Annotated in this window: 17 protein-coding genes and 1 pseudogene; 4 read left to right on the forward strand and 14 right to left on the reverse strand. The window is 71.8% G+C overall.

From position 1 onward, the window contains the following. Positions 1 to 96: 96 nt before the first annotated feature. Complete coding sequence (locus tag QE381_RS08900) at positions 97 to 654, forward strand: aldehyde dehydrogenase family protein (RefSeq protein ID WP_307217393.1); 558 nt, start codon at positions 97 to 99, stop codon at positions 652 to 654. Further along, positions 651 to 1,748: an NAD(P)-dependent alcohol dehydrogenase gene (locus tag QE381_RS08905; protein ID WP_307217395.1), complete on the forward strand. Its 1,098-nt coding sequence runs from the start codon at positions 651 to 653 to the stop codon at positions 1,746 to 1,748. Before QE381_RS08900 ends, QE381_RS08905 begins: the two co-directional genes overlap by 4 nt. A 56-nt stretch (positions 1,749 to 1,804) precedes the next feature. Here the strand turns inward: QE381_RS08905 and QE381_RS08910 are convergent, their stop codons facing one another. The 10 genes and pseudogenes from QE381_RS08910 to QE381_RS08955 form a co-directional block, all read right to left on the reverse strand. Further along, entirely contained in the window at positions 1,805 to 3,289 is a 1,485-nt protein-coding gene (locus QE381_RS08910; protein WP_307217398.1) for an aldehyde dehydrogenase family protein, read from the reverse strand. 117 nt (positions 3,290 to 3,406) lie between these two features. Then, complete coding sequence (locus QE381_RS08915) at positions 3,407 to 3,541, reverse strand: hypothetical protein (RefSeq protein ID WP_307217400.1); 135 nt, start codon at positions 3,539 to 3,541, stop codon at positions 3,407 to 3,409. 52 nt (positions 3,542 to 3,593) lie between these two features. Next, positions 3,594 to 4,304 (reverse strand): annotated as a pseudogene (locus QE381_RS17860) (sugar phosphate isomerase/epimerase family protein); the annotation flags it as partial. An 8-nt stretch (positions 4,305 to 4,312) separates the two neighbouring features. Continuing rightward, positions 4,313 to 5,095, reverse strand: a complete 783-nt coding sequence (locus QE381_RS08925) for an SDR family NAD(P)-dependent oxidoreductase (RefSeq protein WP_307217403.1) — start codon at positions 5,093 to 5,095, stop codon at positions 4,313 to 4,315. Positions 5,096 to 5,161: 66 nt separating this feature from the next. Beyond that, entirely contained in the window at positions 5,162 to 6,145 is a 984-nt protein-coding gene (locus tag QE381_RS08930) for a sugar ABC transporter substrate-binding protein (RefSeq protein WP_307217406.1), read from the reverse strand. Between the two features lie 68 nt (positions 6,146 to 6,213). Further along, positions 6,214 to 7,206 (reverse strand): ABC transporter permease, encoded by a 993-nt coding sequence (locus tag QE381_RS08935; RefSeq protein ID WP_307217408.1) that lies wholly within the window; start codon positions 7,204 to 7,206, stop codon positions 6,214 to 6,216. Then, the gene (locus QE381_RS08940) at positions 7,203 to 8,723 is read right to left on the reverse strand and encodes a sugar ABC transporter ATP-binding protein (protein ID WP_307217410.1); all 1,521 of its coding nucleotides are present in this window, start codon (positions 8,721 to 8,723) and stop codon (positions 7,203 to 7,205) included. Before QE381_RS08940 ends, QE381_RS08935 begins: the two co-directional genes overlap by 4 nt. Continuing rightward, positions 8,720 to 9,787: a zinc-binding dehydrogenase gene (locus QE381_RS08945; protein WP_307217412.1), complete on the reverse strand. Its 1,068-nt coding sequence runs from the start codon at positions 9,785 to 9,787 to the stop codon at positions 8,720 to 8,722. Before QE381_RS08945 ends, QE381_RS08940 begins: the two co-directional genes overlap by 4 nt. 21 nt (positions 9,788 to 9,808) lie before the next feature. Next, positions 9,809 to 10,771: a transketolase family protein gene (locus tag QE381_RS08950; RefSeq protein ID WP_307217414.1), complete on the reverse strand. Its 963-nt coding sequence runs from the start codon at positions 10,769 to 10,771 to the stop codon at positions 9,809 to 9,811. Further along, positions 10,771 to 11,649: a transketolase gene (locus QE381_RS08955; RefSeq protein ID WP_307217416.1), complete on the reverse strand. Its 879-nt coding sequence runs from the start codon at positions 11,647 to 11,649 to the stop codon at positions 10,771 to 10,773. Before QE381_RS08955 ends, QE381_RS08950 begins: the two co-directional genes overlap by 1 nt. Positions 11,650 to 11,844: 195 nt before the next feature. Between QE381_RS08955 and QE381_RS08960 the strand changes: the two genes are divergently transcribed. Together QE381_RS08960 and QE381_RS08965 are read left to right on the forward strand one after the other, a co-directional pair. Further along, on the forward strand, positions 11,845 to 13,344 hold the full coding sequence (locus tag QE381_RS08960) for an aldehyde dehydrogenase family protein (protein WP_307217418.1): 1,500 nt from the start codon (positions 11,845 to 11,847) through the stop codon (positions 13,342 to 13,344). A gap of 109 nt (positions 13,345 to 13,453) precedes the next feature. Beyond that, complete coding sequence (locus QE381_RS08965) at positions 13,454 to 13,960, forward strand: MarR family winged helix-turn-helix transcriptional regulator (RefSeq protein ID WP_307217419.1); 507 nt, start codon at positions 13,454 to 13,456, stop codon at positions 13,958 to 13,960. 138 nt (positions 13,961 to 14,098) lie between these two features. On the opposite strand, the gene QE381_RS08970 is transcribed toward QE381_RS08965, so the two are convergent. From QE381_RS08970 to QE381_RS08985, 4 genes are all read right to left on the reverse strand, one after another. Next, a complete protein-coding gene (locus QE381_RS08970) occupies positions 14,099 to 14,920 on the reverse strand; it encodes an SDR family NAD(P)-dependent oxidoreductase (RefSeq protein WP_307217420.1) in 822 nt (273 codons plus the stop codon). A 34-nt stretch (positions 14,921 to 14,954) separates the two neighbouring features. Then, positions 14,955 to 16,415: an aldehyde dehydrogenase gene (locus QE381_RS08975; RefSeq protein ID WP_307217422.1), complete on the reverse strand. Its 1,461-nt coding sequence runs from the start codon at positions 16,413 to 16,415 to the stop codon at positions 14,955 to 14,957. A gap of 136 nt (positions 16,416 to 16,551) precedes the next feature. Next, positions 16,552 to 17,493 (reverse strand): PDR/VanB family oxidoreductase, encoded by a 942-nt coding sequence (locus tag QE381_RS08980; protein ID WP_307217424.1) that lies wholly within the window; start codon positions 17,491 to 17,493, stop codon positions 16,552 to 16,554. Then, a complete protein-coding gene (locus tag QE381_RS08985) occupies positions 17,487 to 19,184 on the reverse strand; it encodes a dihydroxyacetone kinase family protein (RefSeq protein WP_307217426.1) in 1,698 nt (565 codons plus the stop codon). Before QE381_RS08985 ends, QE381_RS08980 begins: the two co-directional genes overlap by 7 nt.

Consider the following 19,184-nt stretch of genomic DNA (forward strand, 5'->3'; position numbering starts at 1 on the left):
CGATCCTCACCGTGATCTCGGCGTTCGTCTTCAACACGGGGCAGTTCTGCATGGCCGGGCCGCGCGCTGCTCGTCGAGCGCGGGATCTACGACACCGTGCTCGGCATCCTCGAGGGCGCTGTCCCCCAGGTGCCGTTCGGCGACATCACCGACCCCGCGACCGTCATCGGCCCCCTCGCGAACCGCACACAGCTCGAGAAGGTGGAGGCCGCCGTCGCCGCCGCGCGCGCGGCGGGCGCCCGGATCGTCACGGGCGGGGAGCGCGCCGACCTCGGCGGAGGCTTCTACTACCGCCCCACCGTGATCGCGGACGCGGCGGACGACTCGGCCATCGTCGCGGAGGAGACCTTCGGCCCCGTCCTGACGGTGCAGCCCTTCGACACCGAGGAGGAGGCGATCGCGCTGGCGAACGGCACGCCCTACGGCCTGGCGAGCGGCATCCAGACCTCGGACCTCGCCAAGGCGCACCGGGTGGCTGCCCGCTTGCGCGCGGGGATCACCTGGGTCAACGGCTGGGCGCTGCTGGACCCGTCCGTCCCGTTCGGCGGCGTGAAGGCGTCGGGCTGGGGCCGCGAGGGCGGCCCGGAGGCGATGGCGTCGTACCAGAAGTCGCACTCGATCGTGTTCAACCTCGAGCAGGGGGCCGCCCGGTGACCGCGGGCCGCGCCGCCGTCCTCGAGAACGGCTCGCTGACGGTCACGGACGTCGAGTACGGCGAGCCGGGCGCCGGCGAGGTGCTCGTGCGTCTCGTCGCCTCGGGACTGTGCCACACCGACCTGGGGGTGATCGCGGGCGGCGTGCCCTTCCCCACGCCCGGGATCATCGGGCACGAGGGGGCGGGGATCGTCGAACGGGTCGGGGCGGGGGTCTCCTCGGTCGCGCCGGGCGACAAGGTGCTGTTGAGCTTCACGAGCTGCGGCGACTGCGACGGGTGCGGGAGCGGGCATCCGGCGTACTGCGACACCTGGGCCGCCCGCAACCTCATGGGGATGCTGCGCGCCGGGGACTCGGGCGGCGTCACCCGCGACGGCGAGCCGCTGGCGGCGCACTTCTTCGGGCAGTCCTCGTTCGGCACCTGGGCCATCGCGGACGAGCGCTCGATCGTGCCGGTGCCGGCCGACGCGGACCTGACCGTGCTCGCGCCTCTCGGGTGCGGCATCCTGACCGGCTTCGGGTCGATGTGGAACGTGCTCGACCCGAGTCCCGCGCACACCGTCGCCGTCTACGGCACGGGGGCCGTCGGCCTGTCGGCCGTGATCGCAGCCGCGCTTCGCGCTCCCGCCCGGCTGATCGCGATCGATCTCGTCGAGGAGCGACTGGAGCTCGCGCGCGAGCTCGGCGCGAGCGACACGATCGACGCGGGGACCGAGGACGTCGCGACCCGCCTGTCGCAGATCACGGGCGGCCGGGGCGTCGACCTGAGCTTCGACACGACGGGCAGCCCGCGGGTGGCCCGCGGGGCGCTGGACGCCGCCGCCGTCCGCGGCACCGTTCTCGTGTGCGGCGCGCCGCCTCCCGGGACGGAGATCCCGGTCGACATCCAGGGCGTCCTCGCCGGCAAGGTGCTGCGCGGGGTGACGATGGGCGACGCGCGGCCGCAGGAGCTCATCCCCGAGCTGGTCGCGCTGCACGCGCAGGGTCGCCTGCCGCTGGAGCGGCTGGAGCGGGCCTACCCGCTGGACGAGATCGGCCGCGCCGCCGACGACATGCACCACGGCCGCACGGTGAAGCCCGTCATCGTCTTCTGACCCGCCCGGGCCCCGCGCCGGGAGGGAGGAGACCGCGGCCAGACGCGCCGGCGCTGCTAGAGCGGGTACTGGCCGGGCTCGCGGCGGATCGTGATCCAGCGCGTCTCGGTGAACGCCTCGATGTTGGCCTGCGCGCCGCCGTGACGCGAGCCGGTGCCCGACGCGCCGACACCGCCGAACGGGGAGTTGGCCTCGTCGTTGACGGTCTGGTCGTTGATGTGCACGATGCCCGTCGGGATCTTCTTCGCCAGCTCGTACGCGGCCATCGCGTCGCGGCTGACGATCCCGAGCGAGAGCCCGTACTCGGTGTCCGCGGCCAGCGCCGCGGCCTCGTCGTCGGTCGCGAACGAGACGACGGATGCGACGGGGCCGAACACCTCGTCGCAGTACGCCGCGGCATCCCTGGGCGGGTTGGCGAGCACGGTCGGCCGGTAGAACAGGTTCTCGTAGGTCCCGCCCGCAGCCAGCGTGGCCCCCTGCGCGACGGCGTCCTGCACGAGCGTGTGCACGCGATCGCGCTGCACCTCGTCGATCAGCGGGCCGAGGTGCACCTGGCCGGCGGCCGGGTCTCCCACGACCATCGAGTCGGCCTTCGCCGCGAGCTTGGCGACGTACTCGTCGAACAGCGACTCGTGCACGATGTGGCGCCCGACCGTCATGCAGATCTGCCCCTGGTGCAGGAACGCACCCCAGGTCGCGAGGTTCACGGCCTGGTCGACGTCGGCATCCTCCCGCACGAGGAATGCGGAGTTGCCGCCGAGCTCGAGGTGCGCGCGGGTCAGGTGTCGGCCGGCGAGCTCGCCGACGATCCGGCCGGCACGGGTCGAGCCCGTGAACGCGACGACGCGCACGTGCGGGTCCGCGACGAGGGCCTCCCCCACGTCGGCACCGCCGGGGACGAGCTGCAGGACGCCGGCGGGAAGGCCGGCCTCCTCGAAGATGCGCACCATCGAGACGCCGCCGGTGATGACCGTGCGGGGGTCGGGCTTGAGCAGCACGGCGTTGCCGAGCGCGAGTGCCGGCGCGACCGCGCGGATGCCGAGGATCAGCGGAACGTTGAACGGCGAGATCACGCCGACGACCCCGACGGGGATCTGCTGGGCGAGCGAGAGCCGGGGCTCCTCGCTGGAGAGGATCGAGCCGAGCGGCGCCGAGGGCAGCGATGCCGCCTCGTAGCACTCCGCCGCCGTCACGTGGAGGGCGAAGCCCGCGAGCGGCGGGATCGCCCCGACCTCGCGGATGTTCCACCCCATGATCTCGTCCGCGTGCTGCTCCCACAGCTGAGCGGCCTTGCGCAGCACGGCGGCGCGCTGCGGGTGCGGCGTCGCCGCCCACGCCTTCTGCGCCTCCGCGGCGGATGCGGCGGCCCGGGCGACGTCGGCGGGCGAGGCCATGCCGACCATCGCGAGCGTCGCACCCGTCGCGGGCTCGATCGAGGGGATCTCGCCCGCGCCTCCGACGACCCACTGGCCGTCGATGTAGATCTTGCCGGCGAACGCGGCCTCCTCGATGAGGCGCGTGTCGGTCAGTGTGTCGGACATGTCCGTCTCCTTCGTCGTCGTCTCGTCCCATTGTCCCGTCGCCGGGTGCGCAGCGGGAGGGCTCATGCCCACTCCGTCGCAGAGACTCAGCTTCTCGCGCGGGCCGCGCGCGCGGGGTCAGACCCCCGCGCGCGCGAGGCGCCGTGCCCGGCGGCCCGCCTCGGCGTCCGACCAGCCCTGGCGGATGACGCCGACGGCGTCCACCGCGAGGGCCAGGCCGTCGTCGTACGTGTCGCGCCAGATCGCGAGCATGTCGGCCGCCCCGCCGGCGAGCGGCCCGCGAGAACGCCTCGACCCCGATCCGACCGCGGTAGCCGTCGTCGAGCGCCTGCCGCAGCACGCCGGGGATGTCGACCGCGCCCGTGCCGAGCCGGCCGCGACCGGACTGCCCCAGCTCCAGATAGCGCAGCCGCGGCAGCACGAGCCGGATCGCCGCCGACATGTCGGCCTCCTCGATCGCCATGTGGAAGGTGTCCAGATGGATGCCGAGATGCGCGGAGCCGCTGGCCTCGACGTAGGCGAGGGCCTGGGCGGCCGTGTTGATGGCCGACTCCTCGTAGCGGTTGAGGACCTCGAAGGTGAGCTGGATGCCGCGGGCCGCCGCGTAGTCGGCCACGGCCCCCACCTCGCGCGCGCTCTGCTCGAGCCGCTCGGGCTCCATCGGCGCGGTCGGGTGCCCGAACAGCCCGTACGGCACGCCGTTGAGCTGGTCGGCGCCGACGCGGGCCGCGAGATCGACCGCCTCGCGCAGCACGGCGGCGCCCGCGGCCCGCTCGGCGGGGTCGGCCGAGGAGACGTCCGCCCCCGGCGCCTGCCCGCACATCATGATCGGGGCGATGTCGGCGTGGTCGAAGACCGCGCCGAGGGCGGCGGCATCCGTCCCCTCCGCCGCGAGCGGAGGGAGGACGGCCCGGCGGTACCCCGCGTCGCGCAGCGCGGCGAGCGTCGTCTCGAGCGAGGCCGGCGCGACGTCGGGCGTGATCGCGGAGAGGTGGCAGGCGAGATCGAGATCCATGACGGCCCTCAGAACACCGGCAGGTCGAGACGCTGCTTGAACACGGAGTAGCCGTCCTCGACGCTCACCACGGTGCCGTTGATGACGTTGGCCTCGTCGGACGCGAGGAAGGCCACGACGTTCGCGATCTCCTCGGGCTCGGTCATCTTGTTGCGCAGCTGCTCGGCGGCGAACACGGCCCTCAGCTCGTCGCTGAACTGGTTGATGATCGGGGTGCCGACCCGGCCCGGTGTGATCGCGACGGCGCGCACGCCGTACTGGGCCAGCTCGTAGGCCGCCGAGCGGGTGAAGGAGATGACGGCGGCCTTGGCGGCGCTGTAGGTGAACGACAGCTCGGCGGCCTGCTCGCCGTAGATCGAGGACGTGCTGATGATCACGCCGCCCGTGCCCTGGTCGCGGAACTGCCGGCCCGCGGCGAGGATGCCGTAGTACACGCCGTCCTGGTCGACCCTGATCATGGGCTCGTAGTCACGGGCCGGGTCGTGATCGAGGAGGGGCTTGCCGCCCGCGATGCCGGCGTTGTTGAAGATGACGTCGAGCTTGCCGAACGTCTCGACCGCGAACGCGACGGCCGCCTCGACCTCGGCGTAGACGGACACGTCCACGCCGACCGCGGCGATGCGGCCTTCGAAGCCCTCGGCCGAGATCGTCTCGGCCGCGGCGCGCGCCTGGTCGAGGTTGATGTCGGCGATGACGACGGAGGCGCCCTCCTGGGCGAACTTGCGAACGGTGGCGAAGCCGATGCCGCTGGCGCCGCCGGTGATGAGGGCGACTTTTCCTTCGAGACGCATGGGTGTTCCTTTTCGTGTGAGAGGGGAGGAAGCGGGGGCGGCCGGGCGGCCGCCCCCGCAGCGGGCTCAGCCCAACTTGTCGGACGGCGTGATCGACGCCGCGTTGTCCTTCGTCACGAGAGTGACGTCGACGGCCTTGAAGTTGGTCGAGGGGAGGGTCTTGTCCTTCTGGTAGGCCTGCATCTGGGTGAACACGTCGTCCAGGATCTGGGGCCAGGGCTGCTCGACCGTGGCGAGGAAGTTCCCGCCCTTCTGGATCGCGGCGATCGACTCGGCGAGCGCGTCGACGCCCGTCACCGGCGCGGTCGAGCCGGCCTCGGAGAGTGCCTGCACGGCGCCGAGGGCCGCATCGTCCCAGCCCGCCCACACGGCGTCGATGCCGTTGGGGTTGGCCGAGAGGTAGTCGGCGACGAAGTTCAGCGCCTCGGTGCGGCCGGTCGCCGGGCTCTTGACCTGACGGGGCTCACCGCCGACGACGGTAGCGCCGGCCTTCTCGAACGCCTGGACCGCGAGCTGCGAGCGCAGCCGGATGCCGGGGTGCGGGTCATGGCCGATGACCATGACCGTCTTCCCCTTGAGCCCGCCGATCTTGTCGCTGATGGCGCCGACCGTCTTGTCGACGATCTGCTGCTGGTTCGTCGTGACGTTCAGCGCGAACGCCGCGTTGGACTCCGTCCCGGCGTCCACGGCGAACATCGGGATGCCGGCGTCGTTGGCCGCCGTGACGATCGAGCCGATCGACGCGGCGTCGGTGTAGCCGTCGATGATCGCGTCCGCGCCCTGGCCGATCGCGCTCTCGACCGCGGGGTTCATCTTCTGGAAGTCGAAGTCGCCCTGGACCATCTTGAGGTCCCAGCCGAGCTCCTGTGCCTTCTCGGTGACGGCCTTGACCCACCAGGCGCCGACGGGCGTCTGGTTCCCGGAGGTGAAGGCCACGACGCGGAAGGGCTTGGTCGTGTCACCGGCGCCGCCGCCCCCGCCGGAACAGCCGGTCAGGGCGAGGACGGATGCTGCGACGACGGCCGCAGCGACCTTGAGTGAAGTGCGCACGTGATACTCCTTTGTGTTGGTTGCGCTTCGGGAAAAGCTGCCCCGCCGCGGGGCGGGGCCCGTGAGAGCTAGTGCTCTCGCGTTCGGAGCGACGACAGGGTGACCGCCGCGATGATGATGAGGCCCGTGACGACCTGCTGGACATAGGCGTTGACGCCGAGGATGTTGAGGCCGTTGCTCATGACGCCGATGATCGCGACGCCGATCATCGTGCCGCCGAGGTTGGCGGCCCCCGAGCGGATCACGGTCATGCCGAGGAAGACCGCCGCGACGGAGAACATCATGTTGTCGCCGCCCTGCTCGGCGCTCGCGCTGCCCAGTCGCGCCGCGAGCAGGATGCCGCCGATCGCCGAGATGAACCCGGCGAGCGTGAAGGCCAGGAGCCGGGCGAACCGGACGTTCACCCCCGACAGGCGGGCGACCTCGACGTTGCCGCCGATCGCGTGCCAGCGACGGCCGAGCGTCGTGAACCGCAGCATGGCCCAGATGATCAGCGAGATGGCGATCGCGATGTAGACCGGCAGCGGCACGTTGAGCCAGCGGGCCTGTCCGAGCGCGTTGAACTCCTCCGGCATCCCGAACAGTGTCGTGCCCGACGTCACCAGATAGGCCAGCCCGATGACCGATGTCATGGTCGCCAAGGTCGCCACGAACGCCGAGAGGTTGAGGTACGCGATCAGGAATCCGTTGACGAGGCCGACCCCGAGGCCCACCGCGAGGCCGCCGAGGATCGCCACGCCCGGGGAGTTGTCGCCGAGCAGCATGGCCGCTGTCACGGAGCCCGCGAGACTCGAGGTCGCCCCCACCGACAGGTCGAAGTCGCCGACGACCATGACGATCGTCTGCGCGCCCGCGATGATCGCGAGGATCGAGACCTGGTAGAGGATGTTGCGGACGTTGATGAACGACAGGAACGTGTCGGGCCGCATCGCGAAGAAGAACACGATGAGGATGATGAGCGCCACGACCGTGCCGCCGCTGACGAGCCATCGGCCCGCCATCCGAGATGACTCCTGGACCCTGACGGCGGCGGTGCGCGTCGAATCCTTCTGAGTGGTCATTGTCCGTCCGACCTTCCGTACGCGTAGGTGAGGAGCAGCTCCTCGTCGGCCTCCTCCGCGGGAACCTCTCCCGAGATCGAGCCTTCGTGCATGATGAGGATCCGGTCGCTCATGCCGATGAGCTCCGGGAGTTCCGAGCTCACCGCGATGACCGTCGTCCCGGTCGCGGCCAGCTCGCGGATGAGGCGGTAGATCTCCGCCTTGGTCCCGACGTCGATGCCTCGGGTGGGCTCGTCCATGAGCAGCACCTTGGGACGGCGCTCGAGCATCTTGGCGAGGACGACCTTCTGCTGGTTGCCGCCCGAGAGCTGGCCCACGGGCTGCTTGGGCCCGCGCGCCTTGATGCGGAGGTCCACGATGCCGCGTTGGGCGATCTTCGCGATCTGCCCGCCCGAGACGATGCCGCCGCGGCTGACGGCCGCGATGTTCGCCAGCGCGATGTTGTCCTGGATGGACGCGCCGAGCATGACGCCCTGGCTCCGCCGCTCCTCCGGCACGAGGGCGATGCCCTCGTCGAGCACACGCCCGACCGAGGCGCGCGCGGGAAGCACCGTGCCGCCGACCGTGATGGTCCCCGAGCGGTAGTGCTGCGCGCCCGCGAGCAGCCGCAGCAGCTCGCTGCGTCCGGAGCCGGCGAGACCGCCGATGCCGAGCACCTCGCCCGCGTGCGCCTGGAACGAGACGTCGCGCACGCGACGTCCGTCGAGCCCGTCGACCGAGATCGTCACCGGGCCCGTCGTGGCCGCACGCTCGGGGTAGAGGGAGTCGGCGGAGCGCCCCACCATGGTGGAGATGACCTCGTCGATCGTCGTCTCGGCGACCTCGTGGGTCACGATCGTCTCGCCGTTGCGCATGATCGTCAGGCGGTCGCACAGCTCGAAGACCTCCTCGAGACGGTGCGAGACGTAGATGATCGCGACGCCCTCGTCGCGCAGCGACCGGAGCACCGTGAAGACCTCGCGGATCTCGGTGTCGGTGAGCGAGGCGGTCGGCTCGTCGAGGATGAGGACGCGGGCGTCGGTCGCGAGCGCACGGGCGACGGCGACCATCGTCTGCTGCACGGGCGAGAGGTCGCCCGCGAGCTTGCGCAGCGGGATGTTCTGATTGAGCCGCGCGAGCTGCTCCTTCGCCCGGCGGCGCAGCGCCTGCTGGTCGACGAAGCCGCCGCGGCTCGGGAGCTGCTCGCCCAACAGGATGTTCTCGGCGACCGAGGTCGTCGGCACGATCGACAGCTCCTGATAGAGCGCGACGATGCCCGCCCGGTTCGCGGCGCGCACGTTCGCGAGGGCGAGGTCCTCCCCGCCACGGCGGATCGTGCCGGAGTCCGGCGTGTAGAGACCCGTGACGATCTTGATGAGCGTCGACTTGCCGGCGCCGTTCTCGCCGAGCAGCGCGTGGATCTCGCCCGGCTGCACCGAGAGCTGGACGCCCTTGAGCGCGTGCACCCCCTCGAAGCTCTTGACGATGTCGACGGCCTCGAGCGCGGGAGCCGCCTCCCGGGTCAGGACGGCCGTCATGACCGGGTCTCCTCGTCGACGTCGTTGCAGCGCAGCACGACCTTCGGGTAGGCGCCCGACACGTGGACCGCGAACGCCTCCGCGGCCTGCTCGAGCGGGAAGACCGCCTGGGTGAGCTCCTCGGTGTCGAGGTGGGGCAGGATCTGCAGTGCGCGCGGGAACGCGTACGGCGAGACGAAGAGTCCCGTGAGGGTGAGCTCGCGCAGGTACAGGTAGTCGGACAGGTTCAACGGCATCTCGAAGCTCTCCGGGTACATCGCGCCGTAGACCACGGTGCCGCCCTTCGCCGCGAGGTCCAGGAGGCCGCGCACCGCGCGGGTGGACCCGGATGCGTCGATGACGATGTCGTAGCCGCGCCCGCCGGTGATCTCCTCGGCGCGGGCGAACTGGTCCTCCGCGACGGGGTCGATGACGTGCTCGGCGCCGTGACGCAGGGCCATCTCACGGCGGTCCGCGATCGGCTCGATCATCGTGAGCGAGGTCGCGCCGTACATCTTGATGACCTGCAGCGCGAGCTGGCCGATCGGACCGCCGCCGCAGACCGCGACGCGGTCGCCGACGCGGATGCGCGTCTTGTCGGCGATGCGCACGGCGACCGAGGTCGGCTCGAGCAGGCATCCCTTGAGCAGCGACACATCGTCGGGAAGGCGGTAGACCTGCGACTCGTGCCACGTCACCGTCTCGGCCATGCCGGGGCGGTTGTAGTCCTGGATGTGCTCGCAGAACTGCTGCCTGCCCTCCTGACAGGGGCGGCACGTTCCGCAGAAGCGCAGGAAGTTGCCGGCGACGCGGTCGCCCACGCGCAGGCCGTTGCGGTGCGCGCGCTCCCCGAGCGCCTCGACGACGCCGGAGAGCTCGTGCCCGAGCCCGATCGGCACGTCCGTGCCGAAGAAGCCCTCGGCGAGGTGGGGGTCCGATCCGCAGATCGCCGAGTAGGCGACGCGGATGCGGACATCCTCCGGTCCGAGCTCCTGGTCGGGGAAGTCGACCACGCCGATCGTTCCGCGGGTCGTGGGATCGGGGTCGCGCAGACTCCCGATACGGGTGACGGCTACGGTCCTCATGTCGTTGCTCCTCGTCCCGTCTCAGGAGGCCGCGATGACGCGGCGGAGCGCGGCGACCGTGTCGGCCAGCCCGTAGCCGTGCTTGTCGCGCAGCTGCTCGTCCTCGCCGAAGCCGGCGTAGACCTGCGGGATGCCGAGGCGCTCGAACGCGGTCAGGCACACGCCGTTGTCGGTGACGACATCCGCGATGCGGGTCGCGAGACCGCCGTAGGCCAGGTGGTCCTCGAGGACGACGAACCGACCGCCCGTCTCGGCGGCGGAGCGGAGGACGAGCTCGGCGTCGATGGGCTTGAGCGTCCACATGTCCACGACGCGCACGGAGCGGCCGTCCTTCGCGAGCTCGTCGGCGGCGTCCAGCGCCTGCGCGACCGTCGTGCCGTGCGTGAAGATCGTCGCATCCGTGCCTTCGCGGGCGACGATCCCCTTGCCGATGCGCACCTCGTGCTCCCCCGGCTCGTAGAGGACCTTGTCCTTCTTGCCGACGGCGAGACGGATGTAGATCGGACCGGTCATCGTCATCGACTGGCGGAGCACCTCGCCGACCATGGCCGGGTCGCCGATGGAGGTGACGGTCATGTTGGTGAGGGCGCCCATGAGGGTCAGGTCCTCGACGGCGTAGTGGGTCGAGCCGCCGTTTCCGACGAGACCGCCGTGCGTGCCGATGATCTTCACGGGCAGGTTGGGGTAGCAGACATCCGTGCGGATCTGCTCGAGCGCACGCATCGAGAGGAACGGGAGCATTCCGGAGACGACCGGGATGTTGCCGTCGTAGGCGAGGCCGGCCGAGATGCCCACGCACGCCTGCTCGGCGAGGCCGACGTCGATGAAGCGCTCGGGGAACTTGTCGCGGAACTCCACGAGGGTCGCGCCGATGTCGGGGGTGAGCACGTAGAGGTTCGGGTAGTCGTCGCCGAGCTCGGCGAGGGTGGATCCGATGACGGATCGGGCGGAGAGCATCTCTCCGAAGGTGAAGGTCACAGGCATCAGACGGTCTCCTTGTCGCGAGAGGCGTTGAGCGCGGCGAGCGCGCGCTCGAGGTCGGCGGCACCCAGGGATCCTGCGTGCCAGGCGAGGTTGCGCTCCATGAAATCGACGCCCTTGCCCTTGACGGTCTCGGCCACGATGACGGTCGGCACGTCGCTGTCGGGGGCGGGCAGCGCGTCGATGGCGGCCACGAGCTGGGACATGTCGTGGCCGTCGAGCTCGATGACGTTCCAGCCGAACGCGCGCCACTTGTCGGGGTAGGGCTCGAACATGACCCGCTCCTCGGCGAAGCTCGTCATGAGCTGGCGGTTGCGGTCGACGAAGGCGACGAGGTTGCCGAGCTTGTTGCTGCGGGCGGCCATGACGGCCTCCCAGACGGATCCCTCGCCGGTCTCGCCGTCGCCGAGGAGGCAGAACACGCGGTGGTCCTCGCCGCGTCCGCGGGCGCTCATGGCCATACCGACCGCGATCGGCAGACCGTGTCCGAGCGAGCCTGTCGAGGCCTCGACGCCGGGCAGCTGCACCTTGCACGGGTGCATGCCGTAGGCGCTGTCGAGCTGGCCGTAGGTGTCGACGATGCCGTCGTAGGAGAAGAACCCGCGGATGGCCATCGCGATGTACATGCAGACGGCCGCGTGCCCCTTGCTCAGCACGAAGCGGTCGCGCTCGGGGTTGGCGATGTCGGTGGGATCCACGTTCATGCCGTATTGGAACAGCACCGTGAAGATGTCCGCGGCCGACAGGTCGCCGCCGATGTGCACGGCTCCCTCGTAGGTGCCGCACAGGTGCAGCAGCTTCTCGCGCAGCTCGAAAGCGCGGTCCTCCAGCTCTTCGACGCTGGGTCGCGCGCCGGTGTCTGCCAGGGATGTGGGCGTCATCGCATCCTCCTCGGGGGGACGACGCGGATCTCCGTCACGGGGTCCACGTCGACTCTCGTTGCTCTCAGGACGTCGCCTCGGTGCGGCGTCGTTGAGGAAAGTAGCACGAAGTCATTTACAGGTAAACAAGAAAGTTTCTAAACTGGTTGATGAGCGGTCCATGGGGCCCGCTCCACGACACAGAGAGGTGATGTGATGACCGATACACTCGCGGCCGGGACCACGGTGCGAACAGGACTTTTCATCGGCGGACAGGAACGGCACACGGACGATGTGCTCACGGTCGCCGACCCCGCCAAGAAGGGCGTCGTCGTCGGCACGGCCGCATCGGCCTCGCCCCAGGACGTCGAGGACGCCGTCGCGGCGGCCCAGGAGGCCTACCCCGCCTGGGCCGCGTTGACCCCGCAGGAGCGCGCCGCGGCCATGGCCTCGGCCATCGAGGGGATCGCCGACCTGCGCGACGAGGATGCCGCGATCCTGTCGCAGGAGAACGGCAAGGTCGTGGGCGAGGCCTGGGTGGACGCCCTCGTCTTCGAGCTGCGCTGGAACCTCGCGCTCATGCACGCCGACGAGGTCTCGCAGTCCAAGACGCTGCCCGCGATCCCCGGCGCCATCCCGGTCAACACCAACGTGGCCTACCAGCCGCTGGGAGTGGTGACCATCATCGTGCCCTTCAACTGGCCGATCGCGATCCTCGCGGCGTCGCTGCCGCAGGCGCTGCTGGCGGGCAACACGGTCATCGTCAAGGTGCCGCCCACAACGCCGCTGGCCACCGCGCGCCTGACCCAGCGGGTCGCCGAGAAGCTGCCCGCGGGCGTGCTGAACGTCATCAGCGGGCGCGACGAGAACATGTCCCGCCTGATCGAGAACCCGGACGTCGCGAAGGTGTGCTTCACCGGCAGCGTCGGCGGCGGCAAGCGGATCATGGAGATGGCGGCCCGCTCGCTCACCCGCGTGACGCTCGAGCTCGGCGGCAACGACGCGGCGATCTTCCTCGAGGACGCCGTCCTCGACGACGCGCACGTCGACCGGCTGTTCGGCGCGGTGTTCGACACGACCGGGCAGATCTGCATGAACGCGAAGCGGATCTACGTCCACCGCTCACGGCTGGAGGAGCTCACGGCCGCCCTCGCCGCGCGGCTGGAGCAGACGCGCCTGGGCTGGGGCCTGGACTCCGGCACCACCATGGGCCCGCTGCACTCTCCGCTGCAGAAGCGGTTCGTGGACGAGCTCATCGCCGAGGCCAAGGACGCCGGCGCGGACGTGCGCGAGTTCGGCGCGCTGCCCGAGGGCGAGCTGGCCGACGGCAACTTCGTGCGCCCCGCGCTCGTGCTCGATCCGGACCCGTCGCTGCGTGTGGTCACGGAGGAGCAGTTCGGCCCCGTCATCCCCCTCATCCCCTTCGACACCGAGGAGGAGGCGGTGCGCCTGGCCAACGACACGTGGGCGGGCCTGGGCGGCTCGGTATGGACGGCGAGCGCGGAGGCGGCCCAGCGCGTCGGCTCGCAGCTCGTGTGCGGCTACGTCTGGATCAACGACCACGGTGCCAACCGCTGCGACCTGCGCGCTCCGTTCGGCGGCATGAAGCAGTCGGGCATGGGTCGCGAGCAGGGCATCGAGGGCATCCGTGCGTTCCAGGACACCCGCTCGATCGCGGTCCTGGACCCCGAGGCGCTCGCGGCGATGGCGCACTGACTTATCGATAAGTGCTGAGCGGGGCCCGGCACGCTCGCCGGGCCCCGCTCAGCCGCTACTGTCGCTGACACCGGTCGTGCGCGCACGCGAGCAGCGGGAAGGACGAAGGATGGATCCCACAGCCGACGGTCTCCAGCGGGAGCCGCTGCGAACGACGCTGGATCCGGAGAACTTCACCCCCCGGCTCCTCTCGCTGCTGTCGAACGCGCTCGTCTGGCGCGAGTCGAACGAGCTGCGGCGCCGGTTCGGCCTCGGCACGAACGACTGGCGCGTGATCTCGGCGCTCGCCTTCCGCCCCGGATCGCCGGCGACCGAGGTGTCGGAGTTCATCGGCGTCAACAAGGCCGTCGTCTCCAAGAGCGTGAACACGCTCGCGGAACGGGGCCTGATCGTCCTGCTGGACGGGCCGCGCGGGTCGCGCCCCATGTACCTGACCGCGGCCGGCGTGCAGATGCACGACGACATGCTCCCGATCTCGATGCGGGGACAGGACATCGTGCTGGCCCACCTCTCGGCGGAGGAGATCGTGCGGGTGAACGACCTGCTCCGCCGCATGCTGGTCGACGCCAAGCAGCTGCAGGTGCTCGAGAACGAGACCGCCGCATCCTCCCGCTGACCCCGCTGCTCCCGCCCCCTCGCCCCCTCCCTCGCCCCCTCCCGCCCCGAACAGACCGCGAGACCAGTCCGCCGCGCCGAGACCGGCGAGAAACCCACCGGTCTCGGCGCGCGAGACTGGTCTCGCGGTCAACGGGGGTCAGTAGGCGGCGTGGGAGAGGGCGGCGGCGCCGCCGTCGACCGGCAGGGTGACGCCGGTCACGAACGACGATGCCGCCGAGGCGAGGAACAGCACGGGGCCGCCGAGCTCCTCGGGATGTCCCATCCGGCCGAGCGGGATCGTCTCCTCCCACATCCGCTCGAGCTCGGGGGTCAGCGGCGCGCCCCCGCCGATACGGGTGTCCTTGAACGGCCCGGGGGCGATCGCGTTGACGCGGATGCGGCGGGGTGCGAGCTCGAGCGCGAGCTGACGCACGAGGTTCACCTGCGCGGCCTTGGTCGCGATATAGCCGTAGCTGACGAAGGGATCGGACCGGAGGCCCGCCGTCGAGGAGGTCACGATGATGCTTCCGCCGTCGGGCATGACCCGCGACGCCTCCCGCAGGGTCAGCAGGGTCGAGGTGAGGTTGGCATCGAGCGTGCGGTGCCACTCGGCATCCGGGTACTCCGCGATCCGGCCGCCGGGCATCCGATAGCTGGGCCCGCCCGCGATCCCCGCGTTGGCCATCACGATGTCGGGCGCACCCATCTGCTCGACCGTCTCGTCGAAGATCTCGCGCATGCGGACCGGGTCGGCCGCGTCGCCGGTCATGGCGCACGCCTGTCCGCCCCGCGCGGCGATGGCCGCGACGACCTCCGCCGCCCTCCCCGCATCCCGACCGTGGACGACGACACGGGCGCCGGCCGCCGCCAGGGTCTCGGCCGCCGCACGGCCCAGCCCCGAGGACGACCCGGTGACGAGGGCGACCTTCCCGGCGAGGTCGAAGGAGGGCGGCAGTGCGCCGCCGGTGTGCTGCGTCATCGTCCGCTTCCTCCGCCCGGCGCCTGCGCCGACCTCAGTCGAGGCCGATCGTGACCGACTTCGTGCGGGTGTACCCGTCGAGCGCATCGGGGCCGTCCTCGCGCCCCCACCCCGAGGCCTTGACACCGCCGAAGGGCATCGACGGGTCCAGAGCCGTCCAGGTGTTGACCCAGACGATGCCCGCCTCGAGCGCGTCCGAGACGCGGTGCGCCCGGCTGATGTCACTCGTCTGGACCCCGGCGGCGAGCCCGTAGGCCGTGCTGTTCGCGAGCTCGAGCGCCTCCGCCTCGGTGTCGAAGGCCTGCACCGTGAGAACGGGGCCGAAGACCTCCTCCTGCACCGCGGCGGCCGTGTTGGGCAGGTCGGCGATGATCGTCGGGGCGTAGTAGAAGCCGCCGTCGAGGTCGATGCGCGCGCCCCCGACGACGACGCGACCCCCCGCGGCCACCGCATCCTCGACCATGCCGGCGACCCGGTCGCGCTGCGCCGCGCTCACGAGCGGGCCCACGGCCGTGCCCTCGTCCGCGGGCCGCCCGACGGGGACGGCCGCGACCGCCGCCGCGAGAGCGTCGATGAGCGTGTCGTAGACCGGGCGCTCGACGAGCAGCCGGGTGCCCGCCATGCAGAACTGCCCGGTGTTGTACACGAAGGAGTTCACGATCGTGCCGACGACCTTCTCGAGGTCCGCATCGGCGAACACGATGTTGGCCCCGTTGCCGCCGAGCTCGACCATGACGGGCTTGAGGTGCTCGCCCGCCGTCGCCGCGACGACCCTGCCGACCGTGGTCGAACCGGTGAAGGCGACCATGTCGATGCCCGGGTGGCGCACGAGGGCGTCGCCGAGCTCGGGCCCCGCTCCGGGGATGACGTTGACGACGCCGTCGGGGACGCCCGCCTCGGCGAGGATGTCGGCCAGCAGCAACGCCGAGAGCGGGGTCTGCGGCGCCGGCTTGTGCACGACCGCGTTGCCGGCCGCGAGGGCCGGCGCGATCTTCGAGGCGGCGAGGATCAGGGGGAAGTTGAAGGGGCTGATCGCGGCGACGACGCCGCGCGGCTCACGGCGCGTGAAGGCGAAGGTGGGCGCGCCGGTACGACGGGCGGCGCCGTCGTGGTGGCCGGCGAGGGTCCCGTAGTACTCGAACTCGCCGATCGCGCCGGGCACGTCGACGAGGCGGGCGAGCGTGATGGGCTTGCCGACGTCGAGGCTCTCGGCCTGCGCGAGCTCCTCGCTGCGCTCGGTCATGAGGGCGGCGGCGCGCAGCAGGATGCGTCCGCGCTCGCGGCCGCTCAGGGCCGCCCAGCCGTGGCGTGCCTGCTGCGCGGCGGCCACCGCGGCGTCGACGTCGGCGACGGTCGCCGAGGCGACGCTCGCGACGACCTCGCCGGTGGCCGGGTCGACGACGTCCATCCGGCCGCCGTCGGCGGCGGGCCGCCAGGAGCCGCCGATGAACAGGGAGTCCTGCCGGACGTCGACAGCGAGCGAGGTGATGGTCATGGGATCCTCCTCATTGAGAGATCTGCGGGGGATCGCGCCGGGCGCCGCGCGATCTTTTTCAGTTTCACTGCGATTTCCGGGAACTCTACCCAGGAAGCACCGGCCTCACAAGAAGCCTCCCGCCCCACGGATGCCGCTAGAGCTCGAGCACCAGCCGGTCGCCCTTGCAGCGCGAGACGCAGATCATCATGACCTCGGACTCCTCCCGCTCGGCGGCCGTCAGCACGGCGTCGCGATGGTCGGGCTCCCCCTCCAGCACGAAGGTCTCGCACGTGCCGCAGGTCCCGCCGCGGCACGACGACGGCGCGGACGCCCCCGCCTCGGCGACCTTGTCCAGGATCGACTCCCCGGGGGCGACCGTGACCGTGCGGCCCGTCAACGAGAGCTCGACCTCGAAAGGGTGGTCCGTCTCCATCGTCACGACGTTGTCGTTGACGAAGCGCTCGACCCGCAGCTCGACTCCCGCCTCGCCGCACAGCCGTTCGAGCTCGTCGAGCAGCCGGCCGGGACCGCACGCGTACACGACCGCGCCCGCCGCGTCGGCGACGATCGCGGGCAGCGCCATGCGCTCCCCCGCCGAGCTCGCGTACACGTGCACGTGCGCGCCGTAGGGCTCGAGCTCAGCGCCGAAGGCCATCGTGGCGGGCTCGCGGCCGGCGTAGTGCAGCGCCCAGTCCGCGCCCGCCGCCTCGGCCGCCGCGATCATGGGCAGGATCGGGGTGATGCCGATTCCGCCCGCGACGAAGACCATCCGCGCGGCCGGTGAGAAGCCGAACAGCTCGCGCGGCTCCGACACCCGGACGAGCTGACCGGCACGGGTCCCCTCGTGGATGCGGATGCTGCCGCCGCCGCCCTCGGGCTCGCGCAGCACGGCGATGCGGTACTGCGTGCGCTCCGCGGGGTCGCCGCAGAGGGAGTACTGCCGCACGAGAGCGGGCCGGCCGGGGCGGTCGATGACGACGTCGATGTGGGCGCCGGGGCGCCACGCGGGCAGCTCCGCGCCCATCGGGTCGGCGAGGATCAGCCCCGCGACCCCGTCGGCCTCCTCGATCCGGCGCGCGACCTGGAGCGTCAGCATCCGAGCTCCCGCCGCAGCACCTCGAGCTGGAGGGCGACCGCGGTGGCCCCGGGGTCGGGGACGCCCACCGCGCGCTCGCCGACGTAGCTGCTGCGACCGAGCGAGGGGCGCAGCGCCGCCGTGGCACGGGCTCCCGCGTCGGCGGCGGCCGCCGCGGCGGCGAGGTCGGCGGGGTCCGCGGCGAGCGCATCCACCGCCGGCTGCAGCGCGTCGACCATCGTGCTGTCGCCGGGCGCGGCCCCGCCGATCGTGCGGATCCGCTCGACGCCGGCGGCGAAGGCGTCGGCCCACCGCCGCGCCGCGGGCGAAGCCCCGGATCCCGCGAGCGACTCCGACATCGCGAGCAGCAGGATGCTGTAGAGCGGCCCGGAGGTGCCGCCGACCTCGTGCCGCACGATCTGCGAGAGCCCGGCGAGATAGGCCGATGCGTCGGGCAGGCTCCCGAGCAGATCGCCCGCCGCCCGCAGCGCCGCGGCCCCGCGGGCGAGGTTGATGCCGAGGTCGCCGTCGCCGACCGTGCGGTCGAGCGCGGTCAGCTCCGGCTCGGCCGCCTCGAGCGCCGCGGCGAGCGCGGCGGCTCTCGCGTGCAGCCGGGCGACGTCGTCCGAGCGGGGCCCCTCCCCCGCCCCGACCTCGAAGCGGTGGGGAGCGGGCACGACGCTCGTGCGCGCCGCGCGCAGCTCGGCCGACCAGGCCGGGAAGGCAAGAGTGCGAGCGGGGGATGCCAGGAGCGCTGCGGTCTCGTCGTCGAGACGGGCGAGGGTGAGCGAGGCCCCGGGCATCTCGAGCGAGGTGAGGAAGGGCGCGGCCCACGTGAGCCGCACGTCCAGACGGCGACGCTCGAGCGCGGCCAGCACGTCGCCGTGCAGGATGCGCAGCTCCAGATCGGGCGTCGCCCCCAGCGAGTTGACGAGGGCCACGACCCGGTCGCCCTCGCCGAGCCCCCGGTCGCGGACGACCGCGTCCACCAGGCGGTCGGCGATCTCACGGCTGGTCACGAGCGCGCCGCGCTCGCTGCCGGCTTCCCCATGGATGCCGAGACCCCACTCGACCTCACCGGGCGCGAGCGCGAAGGACGGCTCCGCGGCGCCGGGCACGACGCAGGCGCCGAGGGCCACCCCCATCGTGGCCGCCCCCAGAAGGAAACGGCGGCAGAGCTCGGCGATCTCCGCGAGCGAGGCACCCGCCTCGGCCGCGGCACCCGCGAGCTTGTGCACGAGGACGGTGGCGGTGAGCCCGCGGCGGCCGGCGCGCGAGCGGTCGCCGAGGGCGGCGTCGTCGGCCACGACGACGATCTCGATCGCGATGCCCTCCACGCGTGCCATCTCGGCGGCGAGCCCGAAGTTGAGCCGGTCGCCCGTGTAGTTCTTCACGATCAGGAGCACTCCGGCATCCGTCGCGACGGCCCGGATCGCGGCATGGACCGCGTCCACCGAGGGCGAGGTGAAGACGGGCCCGAGGACGGCGGCATCCAGCATGCCCTCGCCCACGTAGCCGGCGTGGGCGGGCTCGTGCCCGGAGCCGCCACCGGTCACGAGGGCGACGCGATCGGGGCTCTTGCGCGTGGCGGGCTCGCGCACCACGACCGGCCAGCCCTCGACCCGGGCGAGGTGCCCGGTGCCGCGCACGAGGCCGGCGATGTAGTCCTCGATGACGTCACCGGGCGCGTTGAGGATCTTCTCGACCGGCAC

Source organism: Microbacterium sp. SORGH_AS_0888, assembly GCF_030818905.1.
Lineage (GTDB): Bacteria > Actinomycetota > Actinomycetes > Actinomycetales > Microbacteriaceae > Microbacterium.

Coding starts and splice junctions, on each gene's coding strand:
- QE381_RS08980 (WP_307217424.1), bottom strand. CDS start 17,493: ATGCTGACGCTCCAGGTCGCGCGCCGGATCGAGGAGGCCGACGGGGTC.
- QE381_RS08940 (WP_307217410.1), bottom strand. CDS start 8,723: ATGACGGCCGTCCTGACCCGGGAGGCGGCTCCCGCGCTCGAGGCCGTC.
- QE381_RS08945 (WP_307217412.1), bottom strand. CDS start 9,787: ATGAGGACCGTAGCCGTCACCCGTATCGGGAGTCTGCGCGACCCCGAT.
- QE381_RS08955 (WP_307217416.1), bottom strand. CDS start 11,649: ATGACGCCCACATCCCTGGCAGACACCGGCGCGCGACCCAGCGTCGAA.
- QE381_RS08950 (WP_307217414.1), bottom strand. CDS start 10,771: ATGCCTGTGACCTTCACCTTCGGAGAGATGCTCTCCGCCCGATCCGTC.
- QE381_RS08915 (WP_307217400.1), bottom strand. CDS start 3,541: ATGCTCGCGATCTGGCGCGACACGTACGACGACGGCCTGGCCCTCGCG.
- QE381_RS08925 (WP_307217403.1), bottom strand. CDS start 5,095: ATGCGTCTCGAAGGAAAAGTCGCCCTCATCACCGGCGGCGCCAGCGGC.
- QE381_RS08960 (WP_307217418.1), top strand. CDS start 11,845: ATGACCGATACACTCGCGGCCGGGACCACGGTGCGAACAGGACTTTTC.
- QE381_RS08965 (WP_307217419.1), top strand. CDS start 13,454: ATGGATCCCACAGCCGACGGTCTCCAGCGGGAGCCGCTGCGAACGACG.
- QE381_RS08970 (WP_307217420.1), bottom strand. CDS start 14,920: ATGACGCAGCACACCGGCGGCGCACTGCCGCCCTCCTTCGACCTCGCC.
- QE381_RS08910 (WP_307217398.1), bottom strand. CDS start 3,289: ATGTCCGACACACTGACCGACACGCGCCTCATCGAGGAGGCCGCGTTC.
- QE381_RS08935 (WP_307217408.1), bottom strand. CDS start 7,206: ATGACCACTCAGAAGGATTCGACGCGCACCGCCGCCGTCAGGGTCCAG.
- QE381_RS08975 (WP_307217422.1), bottom strand. CDS start 16,415: ATGACCATCACCTCGCTCGCTGTCGACGTCCGGCAGGACTCCCTGTTC.